At 35.3% G+C, this 21,138-nt stretch carries 16 protein-coding genes; 6 read left to right on the plus strand and 10 right to left on the minus strand.

The genetic code is table 11. The features are described 5' to 3' along the window. The first annotated feature begins 67 nt into the window (after window positions 1–67). The 5 genes from EXIGUO8A_RS16290 (at window position 68) to EXIGUO8A_RS16310 (ending at window position 7,283) form a co-directional block, all read left to right on the plus strand. Window positions 68–577 (plus strand): DUF6155 family protein, encoded by a 510-nt coding sequence (locus EXIGUO8A_RS16290; protein WP_159303968.1) that lies wholly within the window; start codon window positions 68–70, stop codon window positions 575–577. Window positions 578–580: 3 nt separating this feature from the next. Continuing rightward, window positions 581–1,510, plus strand: a complete 930-nt coding sequence (locus EXIGUO8A_RS16295) for a 2-hydroxyacid dehydrogenase (protein ID WP_159303969.1) — start codon at window positions 581–583, stop codon at window positions 1,508–1,510. A gap of 98 nt (window positions 1,511–1,608) precedes the next feature. Next, the gene (locus EXIGUO8A_RS16300) at window positions 1,609–3,120 is read left to right on the plus strand and encodes a DEAD/DEAH box helicase (RefSeq protein WP_116768995.1); all 1,512 of its coding nucleotides are present in this window, start codon (window positions 1,609–1,611) and stop codon (window positions 3,118–3,120) included. 162 nt (window positions 3,121–3,282) lie between these two features. Beyond that, window positions 3,283–5,490: a hypothetical protein gene (locus tag EXIGUO8A_RS16305; RefSeq protein WP_159303970.1), complete on the plus strand. Its 2,208-nt coding sequence runs from the start codon at window positions 3,283–3,285 to the stop codon at window positions 5,488–5,490. A 545-nt stretch (window positions 5,491–6,035) separates the two neighbouring features. Continuing rightward, complete coding sequence (locus EXIGUO8A_RS16310) at window positions 6,036–7,283, plus strand: glycosyltransferase (protein WP_236564505.1); 1,248 nt, start codon at window positions 6,036–6,038, stop codon at window positions 7,281–7,283. Between the two features lie 15 nt (window positions 7,284–7,298). Here EXIGUO8A_RS16310 and EXIGUO8A_RS16315 read toward each other — a convergent pair whose 3' ends face one another. The 3 genes from EXIGUO8A_RS16315 to EXIGUO8A_RS16325 all read right to left on the minus strand — a co-directional run bounded on the left by EXIGUO8A_RS16315 (window position 7,299) and on the right by EXIGUO8A_RS16325 (window position 10,773). Beyond that, the gene (locus EXIGUO8A_RS16315) at window positions 7,299–8,639 is read right to left on the minus strand and encodes a hypothetical protein (RefSeq protein ID WP_159303971.1); all 1,341 of its coding nucleotides are present in this window, start codon (window positions 8,637–8,639) and stop codon (window positions 7,299–7,301) included. Between the two features lie 319 nt (window positions 8,640–8,958). Further along, a complete protein-coding gene (locus EXIGUO8A_RS16320; protein ID WP_159303972.1) occupies window positions 8,959–9,819 on the minus strand; it encodes a DMT family transporter in 861 nt (286 codons plus the stop codon). Between the two features lie 84 nt (window positions 9,820–9,903). Next, window positions 9,904–10,773 carry an AraC family transcriptional regulator gene (locus tag EXIGUO8A_RS16325; protein WP_159303973.1) on the minus strand — a complete coding sequence of 290 codons (870 nt, stop codon included), beginning with the start codon at window positions 10,771–10,773 and terminating at the stop codon, window positions 9,904–9,906. Window positions 10,774–11,040: 267 nt separating this feature from the next. Between EXIGUO8A_RS16325 and EXIGUO8A_RS16330 the strand changes: the two genes are divergently transcribed. Beyond that, on the plus strand, window positions 11,041–12,885 hold the full coding sequence (locus tag EXIGUO8A_RS16330) for a PLP-dependent aminotransferase family protein (RefSeq protein ID WP_159303974.1): 1,845 nt from the start codon (window positions 11,041–11,043) through the stop codon (window positions 12,883–12,885). A gap of 17 nt (window positions 12,886–12,902) precedes the next feature. Here EXIGUO8A_RS16330 and EXIGUO8A_RS16335 read toward each other — a convergent pair whose 3' ends face one another. The 7 genes from EXIGUO8A_RS16335 to EXIGUO8A_RS16365 form a co-directional block, all read right to left on the minus strand. After that, entirely contained in the window at window positions 12,903–13,883 is a 981-nt protein-coding gene (locus EXIGUO8A_RS16335; protein WP_159303975.1) for a PLP-dependent cysteine synthase family protein, read from the minus strand. Between the two features lie 1,007 nt (window positions 13,884–14,890). Continuing rightward, a complete protein-coding gene (locus EXIGUO8A_RS16340; protein ID WP_159303976.1) occupies window positions 14,891–17,074 on the minus strand; it encodes a T9SS type B sorting domain-containing protein in 2,184 nt (727 codons plus the stop codon). A gap of 353 nt (window positions 17,075–17,427) precedes the next feature. Next, entirely contained in the window at window positions 17,428–18,615 is a 1,188-nt protein-coding gene (locus EXIGUO8A_RS16345) for a M24 family metallopeptidase (RefSeq protein ID WP_159303977.1), read from the minus strand. 158 nt (window positions 18,616–18,773) lie between these two features. Next, a complete protein-coding gene (locus EXIGUO8A_RS16350; RefSeq protein WP_159303978.1) occupies window positions 18,774–19,421 on the minus strand; it encodes a hypothetical protein in 648 nt (215 codons plus the stop codon). 9 nt (window positions 19,422–19,430) lie between these two features. Further along, window positions 19,431–19,874: a DUF1569 domain-containing protein gene (locus EXIGUO8A_RS16355; RefSeq protein WP_159303979.1), complete on the minus strand. Its 444-nt coding sequence runs from the start codon at window positions 19,872–19,874 to the stop codon at window positions 19,431–19,433. A gap of 76 nt (window positions 19,875–19,950) precedes the next feature. After that, window positions 19,951–20,529, minus strand: a complete 579-nt coding sequence (locus EXIGUO8A_RS16360; protein WP_159303980.1) for a Crp/Fnr family transcriptional regulator — start codon at window positions 20,527–20,529, stop codon at window positions 19,951–19,953. A gap of 51 nt (window positions 20,530–20,580) precedes the next feature. Then, window positions 20,581–21,012 (minus strand): hypothetical protein, encoded by a 432-nt coding sequence (locus EXIGUO8A_RS16365; protein ID WP_159303981.1) that lies wholly within the window; start codon window positions 21,010–21,012, stop codon window positions 20,581–20,583. Window positions 21,013–21,138: the final 126 nt, after the last annotated feature.

The raw sequence follows: 21,138 nt of genomic DNA on the forward strand, positions 1-21,138 counted from the left end.
CACAGATTTAAGGATTTATGACCTTTCATCGGTAAAGCGTATTTTTGGTGTCTTACTGCACATATTTATGAGTAAAAGGGCATTAAAAACATATTTATCGAAACTTCCAAAAAAGGCTTTGGAAGAGCAGATACTGGAGTTGTACGAGAAATTTCCTACCGTAAAAACATATTACGATTTTGCCTTCAACCCTAAAGAGGACAAACTAGTACAAGACGCCAAGGCCAAGATTTCTAATGAGTATTTTCCTCTAAAAAGAAGAAGGCCTAAAGCAAGGAGATCTGTTGCCCAAAAATTTATAAAGCATTTTGTAAAACTAGGTGTAGACCCACATCTCATTGCAGATGTTATGTGTTATAATCTAGAGATAGCCCAAACTTTTTCAATGGAGAAAAATGTGCCAGATTCTTTTTATAAAAGCATGTTGAATTCCTTTACCGAGGTTATTCATTTTACAAGCGTGCAAGGCGTATTTACTGATTTTAAAGAGCGCATCCTAAAAATATACACTGAAACACAAAACCAAAAATGGCCGCTGGAAGAAGAGTTTTCAAAGGCTTTGGATATTATAGATTAGCATATGGCAATTGTAATTATAAGACAAGACGATAAGATTGATGTATGGAAGAATGCATTGCTAAAAGAGAATAGTTCGCTAAAGGTATACAGCTATTTAGAAGAGCACCCAAAAGAAGAAATTACCATGGCATGCATTTGGAAGCATCCTAAAGGTACTCTGGCAAACTATCCGAACTTAAAATGTATTGCATCTGCAGGTGCAGGGGTAGACTATATTTTTGAAGACGAAACCCGACCCAAAAACATTCCAATTACACGAATTGTAGATCCCTACTTGGCAAGCGACATGTCTGAACATGTATTGAGCGTAATTCTGGCGCATCTTAAAAATTTAAATCAATATAAATTGGATCAGGTTGCCAATGTTTGGGAACCAAAGGAATATATGCGTATTAAAGATGTAACCGTGGGTATCTTAGGATTGGGTGAATTAGGCGCTCTTTGTGCGGCCGATCTTGCCAACGTTGGGTTCTCGGTACAAGGGTGGAGCAGAAGCAAGAAACATATAGATGGGGTCAACACATACAATGGCGAAGAGCAACAACAAGATTTTTTAAAAACTACCGATGTTTTGGTATGTCTACTACCGTTAACCGATGCTACTAAGGGTATTTTGAACAAAAAACTATTGTCTCAACTACCTGAAAATGCGTATCTAATCAATGTGGCTCGTGGTGGGCATTTAATTGACGAAGACCTATTGGAACTTTTAGATTCGGGTTATTTATCGGGTGCTTGTTTAGATGTGTATCACACAGAACCTTTACCAAAAGACCATTGGTTTTGGAACCATCATAAAATACACATGACACCTCATTACGCAAGTGTATCGGACACTAGTTCGGTAATTCCACAAATTGTAGAAAACTATAAAAGGTTAGATACCGGTGAAAAATTGCAGCATCTTGTGGATACTGACAAGGGATACTAAAATTGTGTTTTAAAGTTTTTTATTTCCTATACCCATAAAATTCTCATAATTTTATAAGGTTTTTGCATTATTAATCTAAATAAACGCCTACAAACCTTTTGAAGTTACATAAAGAGACCACTGAGAAGACCCTGTACGATTATCAAGAGGAAGATCTACATACTATTTTTAAGTATCTAGATGAAAACGGTGATAATTCTAATCTGCTGTACCAATTGCCTACAGGCGGAGGTAAAACAGTGGTATTTTCAGAAATAGCCAAACGCTATATAGCCAAGACAAATAAAAAAGTAATTGTTCTTACCCATCGTATTGAACTTAGTCAACAAACGTCTAGAATGTTGAATGGTTTTGGGGTAAAGAACAAAATAATAAACAGCGAAGTAAAAGAATGGCAAGACCAAGATGAGTTCATGTGCTTTGTTGCCATGGTTGAAACGCTGAATAACAGGTTGCAAGAAGAAAAGATTGAAATCAATAATATTGGTTTGGTTATTATTGATGAGGCCCATTACAATTCTTTTCGCAAGCTTTTTAAATATTTTGAGAACTCGGTAATTCTTGGGGTTACGGCAACTCCTTTAAGTTCCAATATAAAACTCCCCATGAAAGACAACTATAAAAAGTTGATCGTGGGCGAGTCTATTGAATCCCTTATTCAGAAAAAGTTTTTGGCAAAGGCCAATATGTATAATTATGATGTTAGCCTACAAACCTTAAAATTGGGTATTAGTGGTGATTATACCGTAAAATCATCAGATGAACTGTATGGTAACCACAGCATGTTGAACAAGCTGGTAACCGCTTACAATGAAATTGCGAAAGGTACCAAAACCTTAATTTTCAACAACGGTATAAATACGTCAAGGTATGTCTGTGAAACTTTTAGAAAAGCCGGTTATAACATTCGGCACCTAGATAATAAAAACAACGCTTCAGAACGAAAAGAGATTCTTAAGTGGTTTAAAGAAACTCCCGATGCCATATTAACTTCAGTAAGTATTTTAACTACCGGGTTTGATGAGCCTAGTGTAGAGACCATTATTTTAAACCGTGCTACACGTTCGCTTACCCTTTATTTTCAAATGATCGGTCGTGGCTCTCGATACCTTCCTAATAAGCAAGAGTTCAACGTTATTGATATGGGTAACAATATTGCCCGTTTCGGACTTTGGAATGCGGGTATTGACTGGCAAGAAATATTTCATTTTCCAGATTTTTACTTGGAGAATATTAAAAATGACGAGGAAATTGAACGCGAATTCGTTTATGAAATGCCACCGGAATTACGTGCTGAATTTTCTAAATCAACCGACATAGATTTTGATATCAAAGCGGAATACAAAAAGAGTTTTGCCAACGGCGAAAAATCTAAACTTGTACTCGAAAAGAGTATTGAGCAGCATGCCAAAATATGTGTTGAAAATTCAGAAGATGTTTTTGATGCCCGTATTCTCGCCAAAAAACTTAAAGAGGAAATTCAATATCGGGTTCGTCAATATTCATATTGCATTATGAATAATACCAAAAATTACAAAGAGTGGTTAGAGGAAGATTATGAACGTAAATTACGCTCTAAGATTTCCAAGCTTTTTGCTGCCAAGATGTAGGTTTTGTTTATGATTGGGTATTATGATTTTGAATTGATGTAATTAGCAATTCTATATTCTATCATACCGTATTTTATAAGATTTGGAAAAATGGTCCGCTGATTATCTATATTGAAATAAGTTGGTTAATTTCAAGAGCTTGAACAACAACGCTCTCAACGAATGAAAAACCGCTTATTTTCCCTTACCTTACTCTTAACCATTATATTTTACGGCATTGCCGGTTATCACTTTCTAACCGGGTGGCATCCTATTATTATGATGCTCATTGCCATTATTTTTGGTCTTTTAATTAACCTAGTTGTATACGGTATTTTTAATTTTTTGGGTAAAGGATTAAAGCAAATTCCGCTGAAATCAATAACTGCCGTTCTTAGTGCAATCATTGTTTTCATTATTCTAAAATATATCGGTTTCGGTTGGCCTACTTTATTTTACACTGGGGTCATTAGCCTCGGTGTTTTATTATGCATAGCTCTTTATAGATTTCAACGAAAAAGAACCTTCTTTACAGGTTTTTCATTGCTGATTTTATTGGTTGGCGCAGGTTATGTATTCTTTAAATTGGCAGGTACAGGTAAAGATCCATATATAAATGATGTACCGTTGGCTTTTACCCAAGATGAGTCTTTTCCTCCTGAAACGGTCAATATGGAGAATCCTGCAATACTGGGTTCGTACTCCGTCAATACGTTTACCTATGGTAGTGGTAGCGATGAACAACGGGAAGAATTTTCAACCGGTATTAAATTTAAAACGAATACCGTAGATGGTTCTTGGTTGATTCCTGAGTGGAAGGGCAAGAAGAAAAAATGGCGCGAAAGTTATTGGGGGTTCGGGGCAGAAAACTTTCCCCTCAACGGTAGAGTGTATATGCCCGAAGGTGACGGACCATTTCCATTGACCCTAATTGTTCATGGAAATCATAATATGATCGATTATTCTGATGATGGCTATGGCTATTTGGGCAGTTTATTGGCGAGTAGGGGAATTATAGCGGTATCGGTCGATGAGAATTTTTTAAACGGACATTGGTCGGGTGATTTTAGAGGAAAAGAAATGCCTGCTCGAGCATGGTTGCTATTAAAGCATTTGGAACAATGGAGAAGCTGGAACAATGATGATGGTCACGAATTAGCGCAAAAAGTGGATATGGAGAATATTATCTTGATCGGACATTCGCGTGGTGGCGAAGCGGTTTCCATTGCGGCGGCATATAATCCGTTACCTTATTTTCCGGATCTGGCAAAAGAAAAATTTAATTTCAATTTTGGAATCAAAGGGGTAGTGGCGCTTGCTCCCACAGATTACAGATATAATCGTAAAATTATACTCAACAACATTAATTTTTTAAGCATACAAGGTTCTTATGATGCCGATGAAGTGAGCTTTTGGGGAATGAGGCCTTATCGCCGTCTAAAATATACCGATTCTGTAAACAGGTTCAAGGCGGGTGTCTATATTCATCATGCCAATCACGGTCAGTTTAATTCCACTTGGGGAAATTCAGATTTTGGTGCGCCATCAAAATGGTTGTTGAACTTAAATCCGCTACTTAAAGAAGAGCAGCAACAAGAAGCTGCCAAAGTATTTATCGGCTCTTTTGCCGAGGCTACTTTAAAAGGTAATCAAGAATACCGTTCTATTTTTAAAAACGTTTCGGTAGCAAAGCAATGGCTGCCCGTAGAGCATTACCTCACTTCTTTTGAATCATCCAATTTTCATACTATTGCCGATTTTGAAGAGGATTTGGATATTACCACCGCCATTGATAGCGCGGTATTACAAGCTACCCATGTTGCTTTATGGAAAGAACAAAATTTACCTACCCGTGATGAAGGCAGCCAAGAAAACAACGCCGTTGTTTTGGGATGGGATTATGAAAATTCGGTAACGTCGGATAAGGCTGAATACCAAATTGTACTATCGGATAATGATTCAACCGCATTCGCGTCCAATTATAACCTGCAGTTTACACTTGGTGCAGGCAATCACGAATGGTTAGATATCAATGTTACGGAAGAAGAAAAAGAGACTGATTCGGAAGAAAATAAAAGAGAAGCCCCGCAACTGGATTTTACCGTTCAGCTTACGGATAAAGCGGGACAAACAAGTGCTTATAAAGTAAGTGAGGTAAAAGGTATTACAAAACCGTTAAAAACAAGATTTACAAAATTTGAATTCTTGGATAAAGATATGATAGGTGAAGATTGGGAAGTACAATTGCAGACATATCACTTGCCATTAGAGAAATTCTCTTCTATTAACCCTGAGTTAACTCTAGAAGAGGTAAGTAAAATCACATTTATTTTTGACCAAACAGAGTACGGAGTAGTAGTGCTTGATGAAATTGGTATTTCTGTGGATTAGTTGTTGGTTGTTGGTTGTTGGTTGATGGTTGATGGTTGATGGTTGTCCGTTGATGGTTGTCCGTTGATGGTTGTCCGTTGATGGTTGTCCGTTGATGGTTGTCCGTTGATGGTTGTCCGTTGATGGTGTTAAAAATTTAGCTTTGCTAAATTTTATAACACAAAAAAATCTATTTTCTATTTTCTCAATTCCTACGTAGTACTTTGAAAATCACACCTTATACTTAATACTTCGTACCTTGCTTGTCCGTTCGAGTGAATTTCGAGGTACGATAAATTTGTATCGAGAACCCTATCGTGTTTCAAAGTTCTCGATACAACTTTTTAGTTTCCGTGATGCTTCATCTAAAAAGCCACTCGAAGTGACAATCGTACTTTTTGGTTTATCAATTACTTTAATTCAACAGATTGCCACGTCGCGAAAAGCTCCTCGCAAAGACGCGGTCCTACTGAGCACTGAGCACTGACACTGCCAACTGATACTGCTAACTAAAAACTTGCCAACCAACAACCATTTCCCTTACTTTGTACTTAATACTTCGGACTTTGAACTTAAAAAAACATCCTAAAACCCTTCTCGTAATCGCACTCGTATGGCCCGAACTTGCTTCTACGGCTGCTGGGGTTCGTATGATGCAATTATTGCAAGTATTTAAAAAACAAGGGTACGGCATTACTGTGGCTTCCGCAGCTACTAAGTCTGAGTATTCAGAAGATTTGAATGCTTTGGGTTACCAAACGGCAGATATCAAAATAAATGATAGTTCTTTTGATGTTTTTGCAAAAGATTTGAATCCTGATGTGGTGTTGTTCGATCGTTTCTTGACCGAAGAACAGTTTGGGTGGCGTGTGGCGGAGAACTGTCCCGATGCACTTCGTATTTTAGATACTGAAGATTTACATTCTCTACGTCATGTGCGTGAGCAATGCTTTAAAAAAGATATTCCATTTACTACAGATGCTTGGTTGGCAGATGATAAAACCAAACGGGAAATTGCCAGTATTTATCGCTGCGATCTCTCTTTGATCATTTCTAGCTATGAGCTGGAACTATTGACAGATGTATTCAACATAGATAAAAGTCTATTGTTGTTACTTCCTTTTATGATCGATGAAATCACTACTGAAACGAATTGGAAAACATTTGAGGAAAGAGAAGATTTTGTATTCATAGGTGGCGGAAAACACGCGCCCAATATTGATGCGGTCAAATGCTTAAAATCGATTATATGGCCATTAATTCGTAAACAATTACCAGAAGTTAAATTGCATATTTTTGGTGCTTATTTACCACAGCAAATTGTAGAAATGAATAACCCTGCAACCGGATTTCATGTACACGGTAGGGCAGAAGATGTAAATGAAGTCATGCAATCGGCAAAAGTATGTCTAGCTCCGCTACGTTTTGGCGCGGGAATTAAAGGTAAACTACTTTCGGCTATGCAAAACGGCACACCCAGTGTAACCACAACTATTGGTGCCGAAGGCATGCACGGTATTTTTGACTGGAACGGCTACGTTGAAAACGACCATACCACTTTTGTGGAAGCTGCCATTCGATTGTACACAACGCAACTTACTTGGCAAAATTCCCAAGATCAAGCCAGGACTTTAATCAATACGTTATATGCTAAAGCAAGCTTAGAAAATATGTTAGTAATGCAAGTAGAACAGCTTCAAAAAGATTTAGCTACACATAGAAAGCAAAATTTTACAGGAGCTTTGCTACAACACCAAACCATGACTGCTACCAAGTTTATGAGTAAGTGGATTGAGGAGAAGAATAAAGTGTAATATTTAAATTTGAATCTAATTTTTTATACTAATTATTTCTCTATCTAAAAGAAAATCTGGATTATATTCTTCGTACTTAGCATCAATATATTCTAAATAATTATATTCATGTAAATAAAATGAACTTCCTTCGTAATTAAGATTATCAATTTCTAAATCAGGATATTTATTTAAAATTTCCTCAGGTAATTCGTAATTATAATCATAATAATATTTTCCTTGGTTTAAATTCCAGTTAACTTCTACATAGTCTACATCTTTAGTTCCTACGGAAGATTGGAAGTGGTGACTTTGTCTGTTGAAACTATTAGAAGAAGGACCATTATATTGAAAATTATTTATAGCATCATTAGTTACATCTACATTCCAATAGTCAATATCCGCTAATTGAAATCCAACGGGTCTATCACCATATTTTAAAAATAGATAATCGAAATTACCATTTGTGTAATTTAATGTAGTTATATATTTATCGAGAGTATTTAAATATCCTAAATTGATATTGTTTGAGGTTATTTTGTCATTATTAAAGGGTAACATTAAGTTTAAAAGATAACCACCTCCTTCATTGTAGGCTTGATTTTCTTCAAAACCAACAATATTACAGAAGTATTCGCCCCCATTAGGTAAGTATAACGGTACAATTTCGTCATAACTTTGTAATTCTGAACTATTAAAACTTATAGTTGCACCATCGGTTAGGTCATCCAAAAATTTATATTTTGCATCTCCATTAGTATCATAAATTGAAAATAAGTAACGATTCTCTTGATAAAGAGGAATGTTTTCAAATTCGATATTCGTAACCTGATTTACTGTGGTTTCACTAAAACCGCCTGATAAAGTAGATCCATATTTATTTGATAAAGTATAGGAAGCTGGAGAATTCAAATTGTTAGCATTAATTTTTAGTGCACCTATAGCATCTCCCCTTGATGTAAAATCTACTGGAGTTCCAGATACTAAATTCCATATAGAACCGTCACTTACAGAAGAAAATGTTGAAATACTTATATATGTATTTCCTTCATAATTCCGAACATTAATTAAGCTGATATTATTATCATGAATAGCGGTTGTCGTAGGTTTTTCAAAATGTACAGAAGCTCCATTGTCTATTTGGATATAGTCTAAAACATCACCGTTATTGGCATCATTTACAACTAACCAAGATTCGCTATTTTCAGAATAATAATTATTATCTACGTTTAAAGTAAAATAAATTTCATTTTCAATAGGTTCTTCTTCCGTAGGATTTTCTGATTCCGGTTCTGACACAACAGGTTCTGATGAATCTGAGGAACAAGAAATGACAACAAATATAATTGGAATTAATACTAGAATAAGTTTTTTCATAATAATCAAACGGAGCTATTATAAATATATTGGTTTGCTATAAATCTCAACTGAGTATAGCCATTTTTAGATTATAATATTAGCTTATTTTCTATTATAACACCAAACTATGATGGCAACAAAGTTTAGGAGTAAGTAGATTGAGGAGAAGAATAGGAAGTGATGATAAGTTTCGTTATCTGGTTTGTATAAGATTAGTTGCGTGGTTTAAGCACTAAAATTAGCAAATAAATCACAGATAGAAAGTCCGCGAGGACTTTCGTAAGTAAGCTAGAACTAGCAATTAATTTTATACGGTGTTGTGCACAGTATTTTTCTTTTATTTTCTAGCGTTCAATAATCCTCCAAGAATTACGCAAGACATTCCAATTAGGTATGCTGTATGAAATGGCTCATTGAAAAAAACAATCAAAAATATTGAGGACAAAACTGGTGTTAAGAAAACAAATGGTGCTATAAATGAGGCTTCTCCCATTTTGAGAGCTTTAATCCAAAATATATATGAAAGTCCATTCACTAAAAAACCATTTATAAGAATTGGAATTATAGTGTTTATTTCAGGTATTTTAAACCCCGAAAATATGTTCATAGATATAAATGAAGCAACAGTTGCAGTCAAAAAATATATTGTTAATAGTGAATTATCGTCCATTTCGATTTTTTTACTTAAAACAGAAAATAAGGCAAAGGCGAATGCTCCAAAGAATACGATTAAATCAATATTTAAATTTTCAAATTTAAGTTGCTGGAAATTTCCTTTCGTTAACACAATAAAGACTCCAAAAAAGCCTAAAAGAATGGACGTGGTTTTTGGGAAAGTAAGTTTTTCTTTTAAAATGATAAGCGATAATATGGCAATTAAAATAGGCCAAGAATATTGGACGATGAGAACTTCCATTCCTGGTGCATTCGCATAACCTAAATATAGTAGAACGTAATAAAGATAAGTGCCCAAAAAGCCTAATAATATGGCTTTTAGCCATTTTTTTTTAGAAATTTTACCTAAATGGTTTATCTTTTTTTTATAAATGCCTATTCCAAAAAAAAACAATAATGATGATAGACTAGACCAAAAAAGAAATTGATGGTTATCCAATCCATCTTGCCCTAATTTAGATACAACAGGAATTAATGCCCATAAAAACACACAAACTAAAACGTAAAAGATAGATTTGTTCATACTAGAAAACTTAAGGTTTGAATTTTTTACAAATTTCAGTTTTCAGTAGGACTATAAATATGACAATTAAGGATAGTTATGGTATTATTTGGTATTTAAGTTTAATTCAGCCGATTTTCTATATTCTATTGGTGTTTTTTTAAACTGTTTTTTAAAAGCTTTTATAAAATATGAACTATCAGAATAACCGAGCTCTGCTACTATTTCTTTAATGCTTAAATTGCTATAACGCAGTATTCTAGAGGCTTCATTTAGTATATAGATTTCCAGAAATTTAGCAGGTGTAAGTCCAGTAATGTTACGAATTGCTAGATTAAGTTTTTTTTGAGAAATTGCCAATGTAGAAGTATAAAAGCTCAACTGTTTCTCGTTGGTGTAATGTACCCTAACAAGTTGCACAAATTGCTCCAATAATTTAGTATTATTTGTATGAGATTGTACAGTGCTTTTTTCTTTTATGTTATTAAATGCATTTATTTTGGTTAGAATAATATGCAGATAATTCTGTATTATGCTTGGTGATGTACTTGTGTTTGTTTTTGAATAATGATTTAATAAATTAAATTCGTCATTTAAGAGACTAATTTCATTAGCAGAAACTTTGATATATGCTTTGTCTATGTTATGAAAAAGAAGTGTAGATCTGTTTTGAAACCTGTCTAATAAACTATCGCAAAAACTAACAACATAACCTTGAACGTCTTTATTGTATGTTATTTTGTGTAAGTAATAAGGTGCTAAAAGAAAAATAGTTCCGCTTGTATAATCATACTTTTTGTTCTCTATTATATGCACTCCTGAACCGTTTTCAATCCAGACAATTTGATAAAAAATATGGCGATGTAGTGATGTTCCATCATTATTTAAGGTTTGGTATCTACCATCAATAATTTTGTCTATTACAATTTTTTTATCATACTTCTTAAGTAATTTTTCAAACTCCTTTTTTATCACTTATTGGTGTTTTTATATTGTGCACAACGTGGAGCTAAGAAGAGTTTCAATTCTTTTTAGCGGATGATAACGAAGTTCGTTCTTTCAAAAATTGAAAGCAAGTACTTACATAATGAGTTGTAATCAAGTTATTAACGAAATGGTTAATTAAAAATGCCAACTACCACTGCCTACTAAAAACTAATAACTGTAAACTGATCCTGCTAGTTGAATACTTAAAATAACACCAATTATTGCGTAATTTCGTGCTATCTAAAAATGCTAAGAATGGAAGTGGATAAAATGCTAAATTGTATTACAAAGGTCATTGAACATATGCCACAAGATTGGTTGAACCTAACGACCCATCGGTTGGATATTTATAATGAGGAATTGGCAAAAGTTCAATTTTTATATCAGTTTATTGATTTAGCGAAGGAAGGGAATTCCGATGTAGCTGCTTTGAGTAATTTACCAACTGCCTATGACTATATTCGATTGGGTCACCCGTTGTCTTGTGTTTTAGAATGGGTAATTGGTAATTTAAACGGGTTGCCAGCTGAGCAGGTCATCAGTTTTCAGTCTAAAACTGCTCCTGTTTTAGCTATCCTAAGAAAAAATCATTTAGAACATAGAAATACACTTATTACTTACGTGAACGAGCTGCCCGGTTCTTTTGATTTGAATGTGCTAAAAACGGTTTACGGCTTTTCGTTTGAACTGAAAAAGATAGATGACCCCGTAAATGTTGATTCCTTTGATGGTAGCACCATTTTCATTGCTCAACAAGATGAAATTTCCAAATCGAACTTAGCGTCGAACATAGATTTTTATGTACATATGTACGATCATTTAGGTAGTGTATTAATGGTTAATGGAGATGAAAACAAAAAGTTCATCTCAGATATTCAACATTTTAGACGTAGGGAAACCGTTGCCATGACTCCCGCAAACTGCCTTAGTGCCTTACAGTCCCTCGTGCAAGGTACATCCGTAGAAAATAAAAATCATCATTTCGCAGAACATAAAGAGAAGGTGCACCAATTAATTAGAGAGATTTGTGGAACTACAACCAACCCATTGGTGGCGTCTAGCGGACTATCCATTCAATATGCCATTATGATGGGCTTGGTAGATTATGCTTTAGAAAACTATAAGGATAAGGCGATTAAAATCGTTGTTCCGCCAAATTGCTATGGTGGTACCAATGATCAGGCTAGGCGAGTTGCCGCTTGTAGTGATGCCATAGAAATTGTGGATTTACTGGTAGACGGAGATAATGATATGGTGCAAAGTATCGATACCGTTTTAGGGCAAATCGCTAAAGAGGATGCCATACCATATATTATTGCAGAAATACCCACAAACCCGAGAGTTGAAGTTCCCGACCTTCAAAAACTAAGGGCGGTTTTAAGTGCAAAACGAAAAACTGCAAGTGGAGGAGAGGCTTTAGATCCTGTTTTTATTTTGGATCAAACGTTTTGCCCTAATGTCCATTTTTTAGGGGATGACGATATTCTTTCCTCCGTTAGAACCATTTCATTTGCGAGCGGATCTAAATTTCCTAGTGGTGGTAAATGTACCGCTGGTTACTGCATCGCCAATATAAAGGGAGAGGACTTAATGAATAAAATAGCATTGCATCTTGATCTTTGTGATAATGAAGCAACAGACCTACAATTGGAAATTCTTGCGCAGCAAATGCCATCTATGAACCAACGAATTAATGATGCGTATGCCAATACGCGTGAGTTTGTACAGTTCATTGCAGAGACGTTGCCAGCGGCTAAAATCAATTTTGTTTCCGATGAGTTGGCAGAAGAAGGGTTTACCCCATCTGTCTTTTCATTGGATCTGCCTACCAAAGGAAATACCCCAGAAGAAAGGGAGGCGTATAAAAGAAAAATGAACGATAGGTTGATTCATTTAATGATAACTGAAATACCTAATGAAAGTAAGTACTGTGTTAGTTACGGACAGTTGAAAGGGTGCTACTGGACAATACCGGCAACATCTACACAAGGTACTACCAAAGAGGATGATAAAGATTATATAGCACGTGTGTCACTTTCTCCAAATATGGATTTAGAACGCCATAAAGAGGTCTTTATAAAGTTTGTTGAAAGTATTTAAAACTGGGTAGGGCAGGGCTATTCTATATAGCCTTGTTCGCGCATCCATTCATCATTGAACATTTTACCTACGTACCTGCTACCGTGGTCATGAAACAATACCACCACAACATCATCTTTGGTAAAGTGTTCTTTTAACTGCAACACGCCTTTAACGGCAGATCCAGCGGAATTTCCTAAAAACATGCCTTCTTCTTTTGCCAACCTTTGCGTGTATACCGCACCATCTTTATCGGTTACTTTGGTGAAACCGTCTATAATGCTGAAGTCCACATTTTTTGGCAGAATATCTTCACCAATGCCTTCGGTTACATATGGGTAGATTTCCTTTTCATCAAAAATTCCCGTTTCATGGTATTTCTTGAATACGCTACCATATGTATCTATTCCCCAAACTTTAATATTTGGATTCTGCTCTTTTAAGTATTTGCCAACGCCAGATATGGTTCCTCCGGTACCCACACCCACTACAAAATGAGTGATTTTACCTTCGGTCTGCTTCCATATTTCGGGTCCGGTACTTTCGTAATGCGCTTTTGCGTTACTAGAGTTATCATACTGATTTACGTACCAACTATTTGGAGTTTCTTCTGCCAATCTTTTGGAAACCGAATAATAAGATCTAGGGTCATCTGGTTCTACTGCGGTTGGGCAAACCACAACTTGTGCACCTACAGCACGTAATATATCGCACTTTTCTTTCGACTGTTTATCCGCCAGTACAAAAATACATTTGTAACCTTTTACAATGGCAGCCAATGCCAGTCCCATGCCCGTATTTCCAGAGGTTCCTTCTATAATGGTTCCACCAGGCTTTAGTCTACCATCAGCTTCGGCATCTTCGATCATCTTTAACGCCATACGGTCTTTAACTGAGTTACCAGGGTTAAATGTCTCGTACTTAGCCAATACCAAACAAGGTAATTCCGCCGTAAGCGTATTGATTTTCACAAGGGGAGTATTACCAATTGTTTCAAGTATATTTTCTGCGTATTCCATAGCTGTTTTTAAAGTCATTCAAATGTATAAAACTAGATTGACCAAAGCAAAACTGTTGCAGATACATCAATATTTGATTTCAGCTTTTCGTCATAGCGAACGGAGTGAAGCTATCTTTTTACTTGGAACACGAGAATATTCCAATATTGAATTGTCAGTTCGAGTGAATTGCGAGGCACGAGAAATTAGTATCGAGAACCATTACGTGTACCAAGGTTCTCGATACAACTTTTTGGCTTTCGCGATGCTTCAACCAAAAAGCCACTCGAAGTGACATTCTCAAAAAACGTAGTGTCATCCTTATTGAAGTCGAAGGTTTAGGACCACGGAGTGATTCTTTTAACTATCAAGAGTCATGGACTACACTCAGACTGACAGTGGTACTAATAACTTAGGCAGCACACTGAAAACTGTTACTCAACACTGAAACATATCTTCAACAGATTGCCACGTCGCGAAAAGCTCCTCGCAAAGACGTTTTTATTTGTCATAGTGAGCGGAGCGAAGCTATCTGTTTATTTGTAATACGAGAATATTCCATTATTGAATTGTCAGTTCGAGTGAATTTCGAGGAACGAGAAATTAGTATCGAGAACCCTTTTGTGTACCAAGGTTCTCGATACAACTATTTGGCTTTCGCGATGCTTCAACCAAAAAGCCACTCAAAGTGACATTCTCAAAAAACGTAGTGTCAGCCTTATTGAAGTCGAAGGTTTAGGACCACGGAATGATTCTTTTAACTATCAAGAGTCATGGACTACGCTCAGACTGACAGTGGTACTAATAACTTAGGCAGCACACTGAAAACTGTTACTCAACACTGAAACATATCTTCAACAGATTGCTACCTCGCGAAAAGCTCCTCGCAAAGATGTTTTTATTCGTCAAAGTGACCGTAACGAAGCTATCTGTTTAATTGATATATAACTATGATGCCGGCACAGAATATGAAAAACTGAATACTGAATACTAATAGTGTCAACTGAAAACCAAGCACTAATTAACTCCTACCGTTTTAATGTAAAATGCCCATTTAAACTAGTACCATCATCACGAGTAACTACAAACCAATAGTCAGATGCTGGCATGGTGTGCCCGTTATAGGTGCCGTCCCAAGAAGAAGTTCCGTTCAGCTGTTTTAGGAACTTGCCATATCTATCAAATATTTTAACGCTCAAAGCAGGTTCGGTATCTGCATAGTCTATAACCCATTCATCATTGATGCCATCATTATTTGGGGTAAAGAATTTCGGGAAATATAAAATATATGCAAGGTCTTGGGTAATACCACAACCATTTTTATCTCTTACGTACACCGTATATTCTCCCGGTAGTAAGTCGGTAAACAAGGCATTGTCTTGGTAGTTATAATTATCTAGGGAATACTCGTAATCGCCCAGACTGGTATCAGATAAAATTACTTCAATACTGTTGTTATTGGCTGTCCAGTCTTGAATATCAAAATTGGAAATGGTTGCAACATTAGATAATACCACTTCAAAATTTTTGGTGGTACTGCAAGAGTACGTGCCGTGGTCTTCCGTTACGCTAACCCAATAGGCTCCAATGTTATCCGTAGTTACTGTAATGGTCTGCGTAGTTTCCCCGGTGGACCATTCATAATTATCAAATCCAAAGCCGGCATCGATGGTGACACTCTCATCGGCTTCGCATAATCCTATATAATCACCTAATGCGATGATGGGCGTTTTGATTAGACTCAGAGTGATTTCCGCAACTTGAGAACATTTGTCACCCGAAACAATACGGACATACACTGTGGGATTCTCAACATTCCACATATACGACGTAGCTTGTGCTATTTCATCTTCCGCAACAGCATTTTCTGCACCTGTATGCGTACTGTAGTAGCTATATTGGCAGTCCGTACAATTTGATAATTCTGATTCGTATGCCGTAACATCTACCAATTCTACTTCATCATTATCGGTGTCGCAAACATCAATGGTGATATCGTTCAATGCTAAAGATGGTGTTACAATTTGTACGGTTATGGCAATTCGCTCTTCACTTTCGCAACCATTAACGGTCTCTTGTGCGCCATAATAGGTATTGCCATCAACCAAACTGGTGGTTTCAGGTATAATATTCCCATCATTTAAAGTATCGTACCAAATGGCTGAGCTACTGACTTCTATATTTTGAAGTGTTGGGTATTGCGTGGTGCAAAAAAATTGCTCGCTTTCACCTACCAATGCTTCTGGTTTTTCTAAAACTTCTACATAATATTCATCTGATGCTATTCTACAAGTAGTGCTGTTTATATTATCTCCGTTTGCTACACTTACCCGATATAAATAATCGCCTGCTGTGCTGGTATCCGTAAAATGAAAATCGGTGGTGGTTTCTCCTGCAATATCATTCCAGCTATCACCATAATCATCAGAAAACTGCCATTGAAAACGTGGGTCTGAGTATCCTGCAGATATTTCCGTTTTAAAAGTATAGTCTACTATTGCATCTTGGCAAACCACCAAGTTGGTGCCTGACTCATTATCAATGGAATTCGTAATTGTTGGTCCGCAGGGTTTAAATGTAATATCATCTAAAACAATATCATTTCCCGGGTGTGCACTCGGTGCGGTATTGAGAATGGTAATGACCACTTCGGTGTCGCTATCCAAGGTAAAAAAGAAGCCATACTGCACCCAAGTACCCGTTGCTGTTTGTTGTATATCTCCAGTATTATAAGATCCTAGAATATTACCCGAGGTGTCACTGACCCTAAAGGTAACATCTGGGTGGTATTCATCGGTACCCGCACTTGGGTTCATTACATTCATGAGCCATGCCGAAAATTCATAGGTAGTATTACCACAAAGCCCGGTGACGGATTTTCTGTAAAAAACACCCTCTTCTGAAAGTACCGCGCTATTAATGACCATCATATATCCATTAGTATCGCCCGTATGATCACCTGTTACGTGCCATGCATTGCCTTTTAAACCACTGGTACTATTTGCAATGGTGTATTCGCCTTCGTCCAATTCTCCAGAACTGCTATAGGTAAAAGCCGTAATTGCGGTACCTAGAGCTGCACCTACGCTAGTGCCGGAACCAAAATTGATCTCGGCAACGGGATCACCCAAACTCCCTTCACATAATTGGGTGTAGGCTTGGGTGGTAATAATAAGACAACAGAACAGTAATAGATGGTGTTTGGTGACCAACGTGTTTTTTTACTAAATCTATTTAAGTGCCTGTTGTTTATCAAATAAATTCAGCGAATGCATCTTTTAAATAAGTGAATGCTGTAATTGGAGTTACTACAGTGAGATTTGACAATGTACTTAGGTACTCGACTACGCTTAGATTTGCATGGATTTTTGATTGCGTTTACGTTTTAAATCTAAAACTTAAAAATAGGTGGTTTGTAGGAGTAGTTTCGTTATCGTTGTGGTATAAGAAAAGTTGCGTGATTTAATCATTAAAACCAGTAAACAAATCAGAGTTAGAAAGTCCGGGAGGACTTTCATAAACTAGTATTTACCAGTATTTTTTTTACTGCGTTGGCGGCAGTTATTTATATACCATACATTTTCTTGATAATATTTCCTTTTAATTTTTGTATTGGTTTTAAGTTGGTAAAAGTTAAACTTTTAATGTCATCAGGACAGTTCGTTAATATTTCATAACCATTTTTAGTTACTAATACTGTGTCAGAGTGTCTAAAACCTCCTACGCCTTCAATATAAATTCCTGGTTCAATGCTAACCACCATATTTTCTTTTAGAACTGTTTTGTCTCCCTCTGCTAAATAAGGACCTTCGTGATTTCCTAAACCTATTCCGTGACCTGTTCTATGCATTAAGTTTTCTTTTAATCCTTGGTCAATTAAAAATTGTTTCGCAGCTAAATCTACATCTTCTGCAATAACACCTGCTTTTAATACAGCATAACTTCTTCTCCTAGCTTCCATCATCAATTCAAATGCTTCTTCCTGTTCTTTGGTTGGTTTACTTGTAAAAAATGTTCTTTCCAATTCAGCCGAATATCCATTTACTCTTAAAAATGCTAAACTAATATGTGAGCCCTCAACTAATAAATCTGATACTTTTGGTATTCCGTGAGGCTGATAAGAAATTCTACTAGGCCAAGCTGCAACTAAAATATTTGTGGCTAAATAGTCAAAAGGTGTTTCTTTGATTACTTTTTGTTGAATAGAACGTCCAATTGAAAAAACTTCAAGTTCCGACATTCCGAAATATGCATTTTTATTTAATTTCTCAATACTAATATCACAATATCTCGATGCTTGTTTTATTAACTCAATTTCTGTATTACTTTTTATCCATCTATGTTCTTCCAATATTGAATTTTCTACAACATTAAGATTAACCGAATTCAAAAAAGTTGAAATCTCAAAAGGTGTTTTAGCCCCAACTCCTATGAGTTTACTATTTTTTACTATTTCAAGAAGTACATCCTTCCAACGTTCTGGTTTTTGAGCAGGATATTCCCAATAACTTTTTATTTTATCGACATTATCCACTTTTTTTAAATGAGCAAGTTCCATTTTTGGAACAATAAAACTGATTTCGCTAGCCGTAATTATTAATAGAAATAATCTTTCAAGACTTTTGTAAGTTAATCCAGTTAAATAATAAATATCTTCTTCTTCCGAAATGATTAAAGTGTCAAGTTTTTCTTTCTTTAACCTCTCTTTAATTGAGTCTATTCTCTGCTTGTATTCTAATTTACTTATTTTCAAATTTCAGATTTTAATTACCGTCAACGTGGAACTAAGAGGAGCATTATTCCTTTTAGCGGATGATAACGAAGTTCGTTTTTTTAAAATTGAAAGCAAACAGCTTTAAAATGAGTTATAATCAAGTTATTAACGTCTTGCTAAACCAAAAAAACTGAATTCTATAGGTATGTATTTTTTAAAGCATTCTTTTTTAGCCATAATAGGTGAGACAGCAGCACTATTGGCACCACACATGTTGGAAGAAAACAATACGGAAACATTAATAAAGCAACATTGGGTTGATCAAATGCTAACTGCTGTATGGGTAGGGGAGAAGATAAAATTGCTAAGGTTACAATAAAAAGTAAAAATACTATTCCAATAATATTCCACAACCATATAAACTTTGGTTTTAATTTCCGATTAGTAAGCAATAGGTATCCTAAAATAATGAGAGCGCTAATCCCTATGACTATATCAAAATTATATCCTTCATAGGTCATAAGTTTAGGAATAACACCTTCTAAATAAAGTTGATATAATATTAATTCTACGGGTATTCTTAATACATGGTTTGCTAATAAGTAATTGGTTGTTATGTGTTTAATTGTCACGGCTCTAATTCCATATATCAAAAATAAAAATGTTACCAAAATCACAAAAGGAAACAGTATAGGATAGTCCATAAATACTCGCAGATATGCCAATATACCTACTATTATTTGCCATACGATAAAATACAATAAAAGCCTTTTATTTCTTCCCGTTCCCTGATATAGAAATAGAAGGGATAAAAGGCTTATGATTAAAAATAAGATAGCTATCATACTAGAAGATTATCTTCCGAATTGCCTTAAGTGATGGTCAGTATGTTTATACACAAAAACGCCTATTTCTTGCTTAGACATATTTCCAAAGAAGGGGTGTAAAAATTCTGTATTTGAATATGTACTATAATCTTTTAAAAGCTTGATCCAATTTTGCTGTTCATTTTTAAAATTGCCGATTCCTGTAATGATCAATTCTGGATGTGTAGGTTGGTTTTTCTTCATAGGTTTTCCGTTTTTTAGAATTCCTTTTAGGGCCATTTTACCGAATAGCTTACCAATGAACAAACGTTTATATTGCTTTTTTCCTTGAAACATTTCTTCGCCCAATGTGCAATGTTTCAGCATTTGATAAGCGTTCATCTTACCCCATTGTGCTTGGTCAGTTTCTTGTAATTGTTGAATACGTTCTGTTAAAACAGTAATTGATGTGTCATTAAAAATTGTATCCATTTTATTTATAATTGGTTATAGCACTAAAGTATTCGGATTCAATGAGTAAAAAATTGCCCTATGGCAAAAAAATGAGTTATGAGGAAATTTCTTTTCGTATTCTGCTTAAGGAGAATTTAGTTATACCCAAATAAGTTGCAATGTGCTGTAATGATACATTTTTAACAATATGGGGTTTTTCTTTTAATAATCGTAAATACCGTTCTTTTGCTTCATCTGCTATAAAAGAAACACTTTGGTTTTTAAGTTCAAAATATGAACCTACCAAAGTTTTACGCCCCTGTTCCCTAAATGCCTCAATACTATGAAACAATTGTTGAAAAGTTTCAAAATCTAGTTGCCAACAAATACAATCTGTTAATGCCTGTATATTTTCGCGGGTCGGACTTCTTAAGAAAAATGACGACCAATCAATGGCGATATCTCCCTGTCCGTAAAAATTGGTAGTGATGTCGTTACCCTTTGTATCATTTACATATGAACGGCAATAACCTTTCTCCAGGAACCAATAGTAATTTTCAGTAGTTCCTTCACTTAACAAATAATCATTTTTTGAAAAGTTAATTTGTTTGAATTTAGGAATAATTCGCCCTATTTCATCTTCTGTAAAAGCGTTCGAAGAAAAAATGTTCTTTAAAAAATGGTCTTTTTGCATTGTATGGATTTAGCATAAACGTGAATAGGTAAAAAAGAACTTTTCAATAAACTAATTCATTGCCTTTTGATAATCCAAGATAAACTTCTTCATCATTGATTTGAGTTCGGCTTTATCATTTTTACTCATTTTGATTACATTTAGCCAAGCTGTTCCAATCGTCGATTTGGAAGTCGCAAATTTTTTAGTTACAAAATCACCTTTTTCATTCGGAAAAAATGTTAATCCTTTTTTTCCAACTTTAATATTCTCGGCATCGATTTTTGTAACATCAAAAGTCAATTCAATAACATGCTGAAGACCGTTATAAAAATAGATGTTTCCCTGCGTAGCATTAATTTTTGCGTAATAGTTTCTATTACTTTCGCTGTGGTCTTCTATAAAACTATTAATAGCTTCAACTTGCTCTTGTAATTCTTGCGCTTTTCCTGTTTGAACACTTGCTATTAGGAATAAAAGGATAATGATTGTTTTTCTTAACATTACATTTAAATTTTGGTTAATGTGTTATTCATAATGATTATGATAAGCACCCAAGATCGAAATTATATTAATTAACCGAAGATAAATCTTATAAAATTTGTAAGAACTTATTAACGAAACAGTTAA

This window comes from Maribacter litoralis, from assembly GCF_902506355.1.
GTDB classification, from domain to species: domain Bacteria; phylum Bacteroidota; class Bacteroidia; order Flavobacteriales; family Flavobacteriaceae; genus Maribacter; species Maribacter litoralis.

Coding starts and splice junctions, on each gene's coding strand:
- EXIGUO8A_RS16315 (WP_159303971.1), bottom strand. CDS start 8,639: ATGAAAAAACTTATTCTAGTATTAATTCCAATTATATTTGTTGTCATT.
- EXIGUO8A_RS16360 (WP_159303980.1), bottom strand. CDS start 20,529: ATGCAAAAAGACCATTTTTTAAAGAACATTTTTTCTTCGAACGCTTTT.
- EXIGUO8A_RS16320 (WP_159303972.1), bottom strand. CDS start 9,819: ATGAACAAATCTATCTTTTACGTTTTAGTTTGTGTGTTTTTATGGGCA.
- EXIGUO8A_RS16350 (WP_159303978.1), bottom strand. CDS start 19,421: ATGATAGCTATCTTATTTTTAATCATAAGCCTTTTATCCCTTCTATTT.
- EXIGUO8A_RS16305 (WP_159303970.1), top strand. CDS start 3,283: ATGAAAAACCGCTTATTTTCCCTTACCTTACTCTTAACCATTATATTT.
- EXIGUO8A_RS16290 (WP_159303968.1), top strand. CDS start 68: ATGAGTAAAAGGGCATTAAAAACATATTTATCGAAACTTCCAAAAAAG.
- EXIGUO8A_RS16330 (WP_159303974.1), top strand. CDS start 11,041: ATGGAAGTGGATAAAATGCTAAATTGTATTACAAAGGTCATTGAACAT.
- EXIGUO8A_RS16295 (WP_159303969.1), top strand. CDS start 581: ATGGCAATTGTAATTATAAGACAAGACGATAAGATTGATGTATGGAAG.
- EXIGUO8A_RS16355 (WP_159303979.1), bottom strand. CDS start 19,874: ATGGATACAATTTTTAATGACACATCAATTACTGTTTTAACAGAACGT.
- EXIGUO8A_RS16365 (WP_159303981.1), bottom strand. CDS start 21,012: ATGTTAAGAAAAACAATCATTATCCTTTTATTCCTAATAGCAAGTGTT.
- EXIGUO8A_RS16335 (WP_159303975.1), bottom strand. CDS start 13,883: ATGGAATACGCAGAAAATATACTTGAAACAATTGGTAATACTCCCCTT.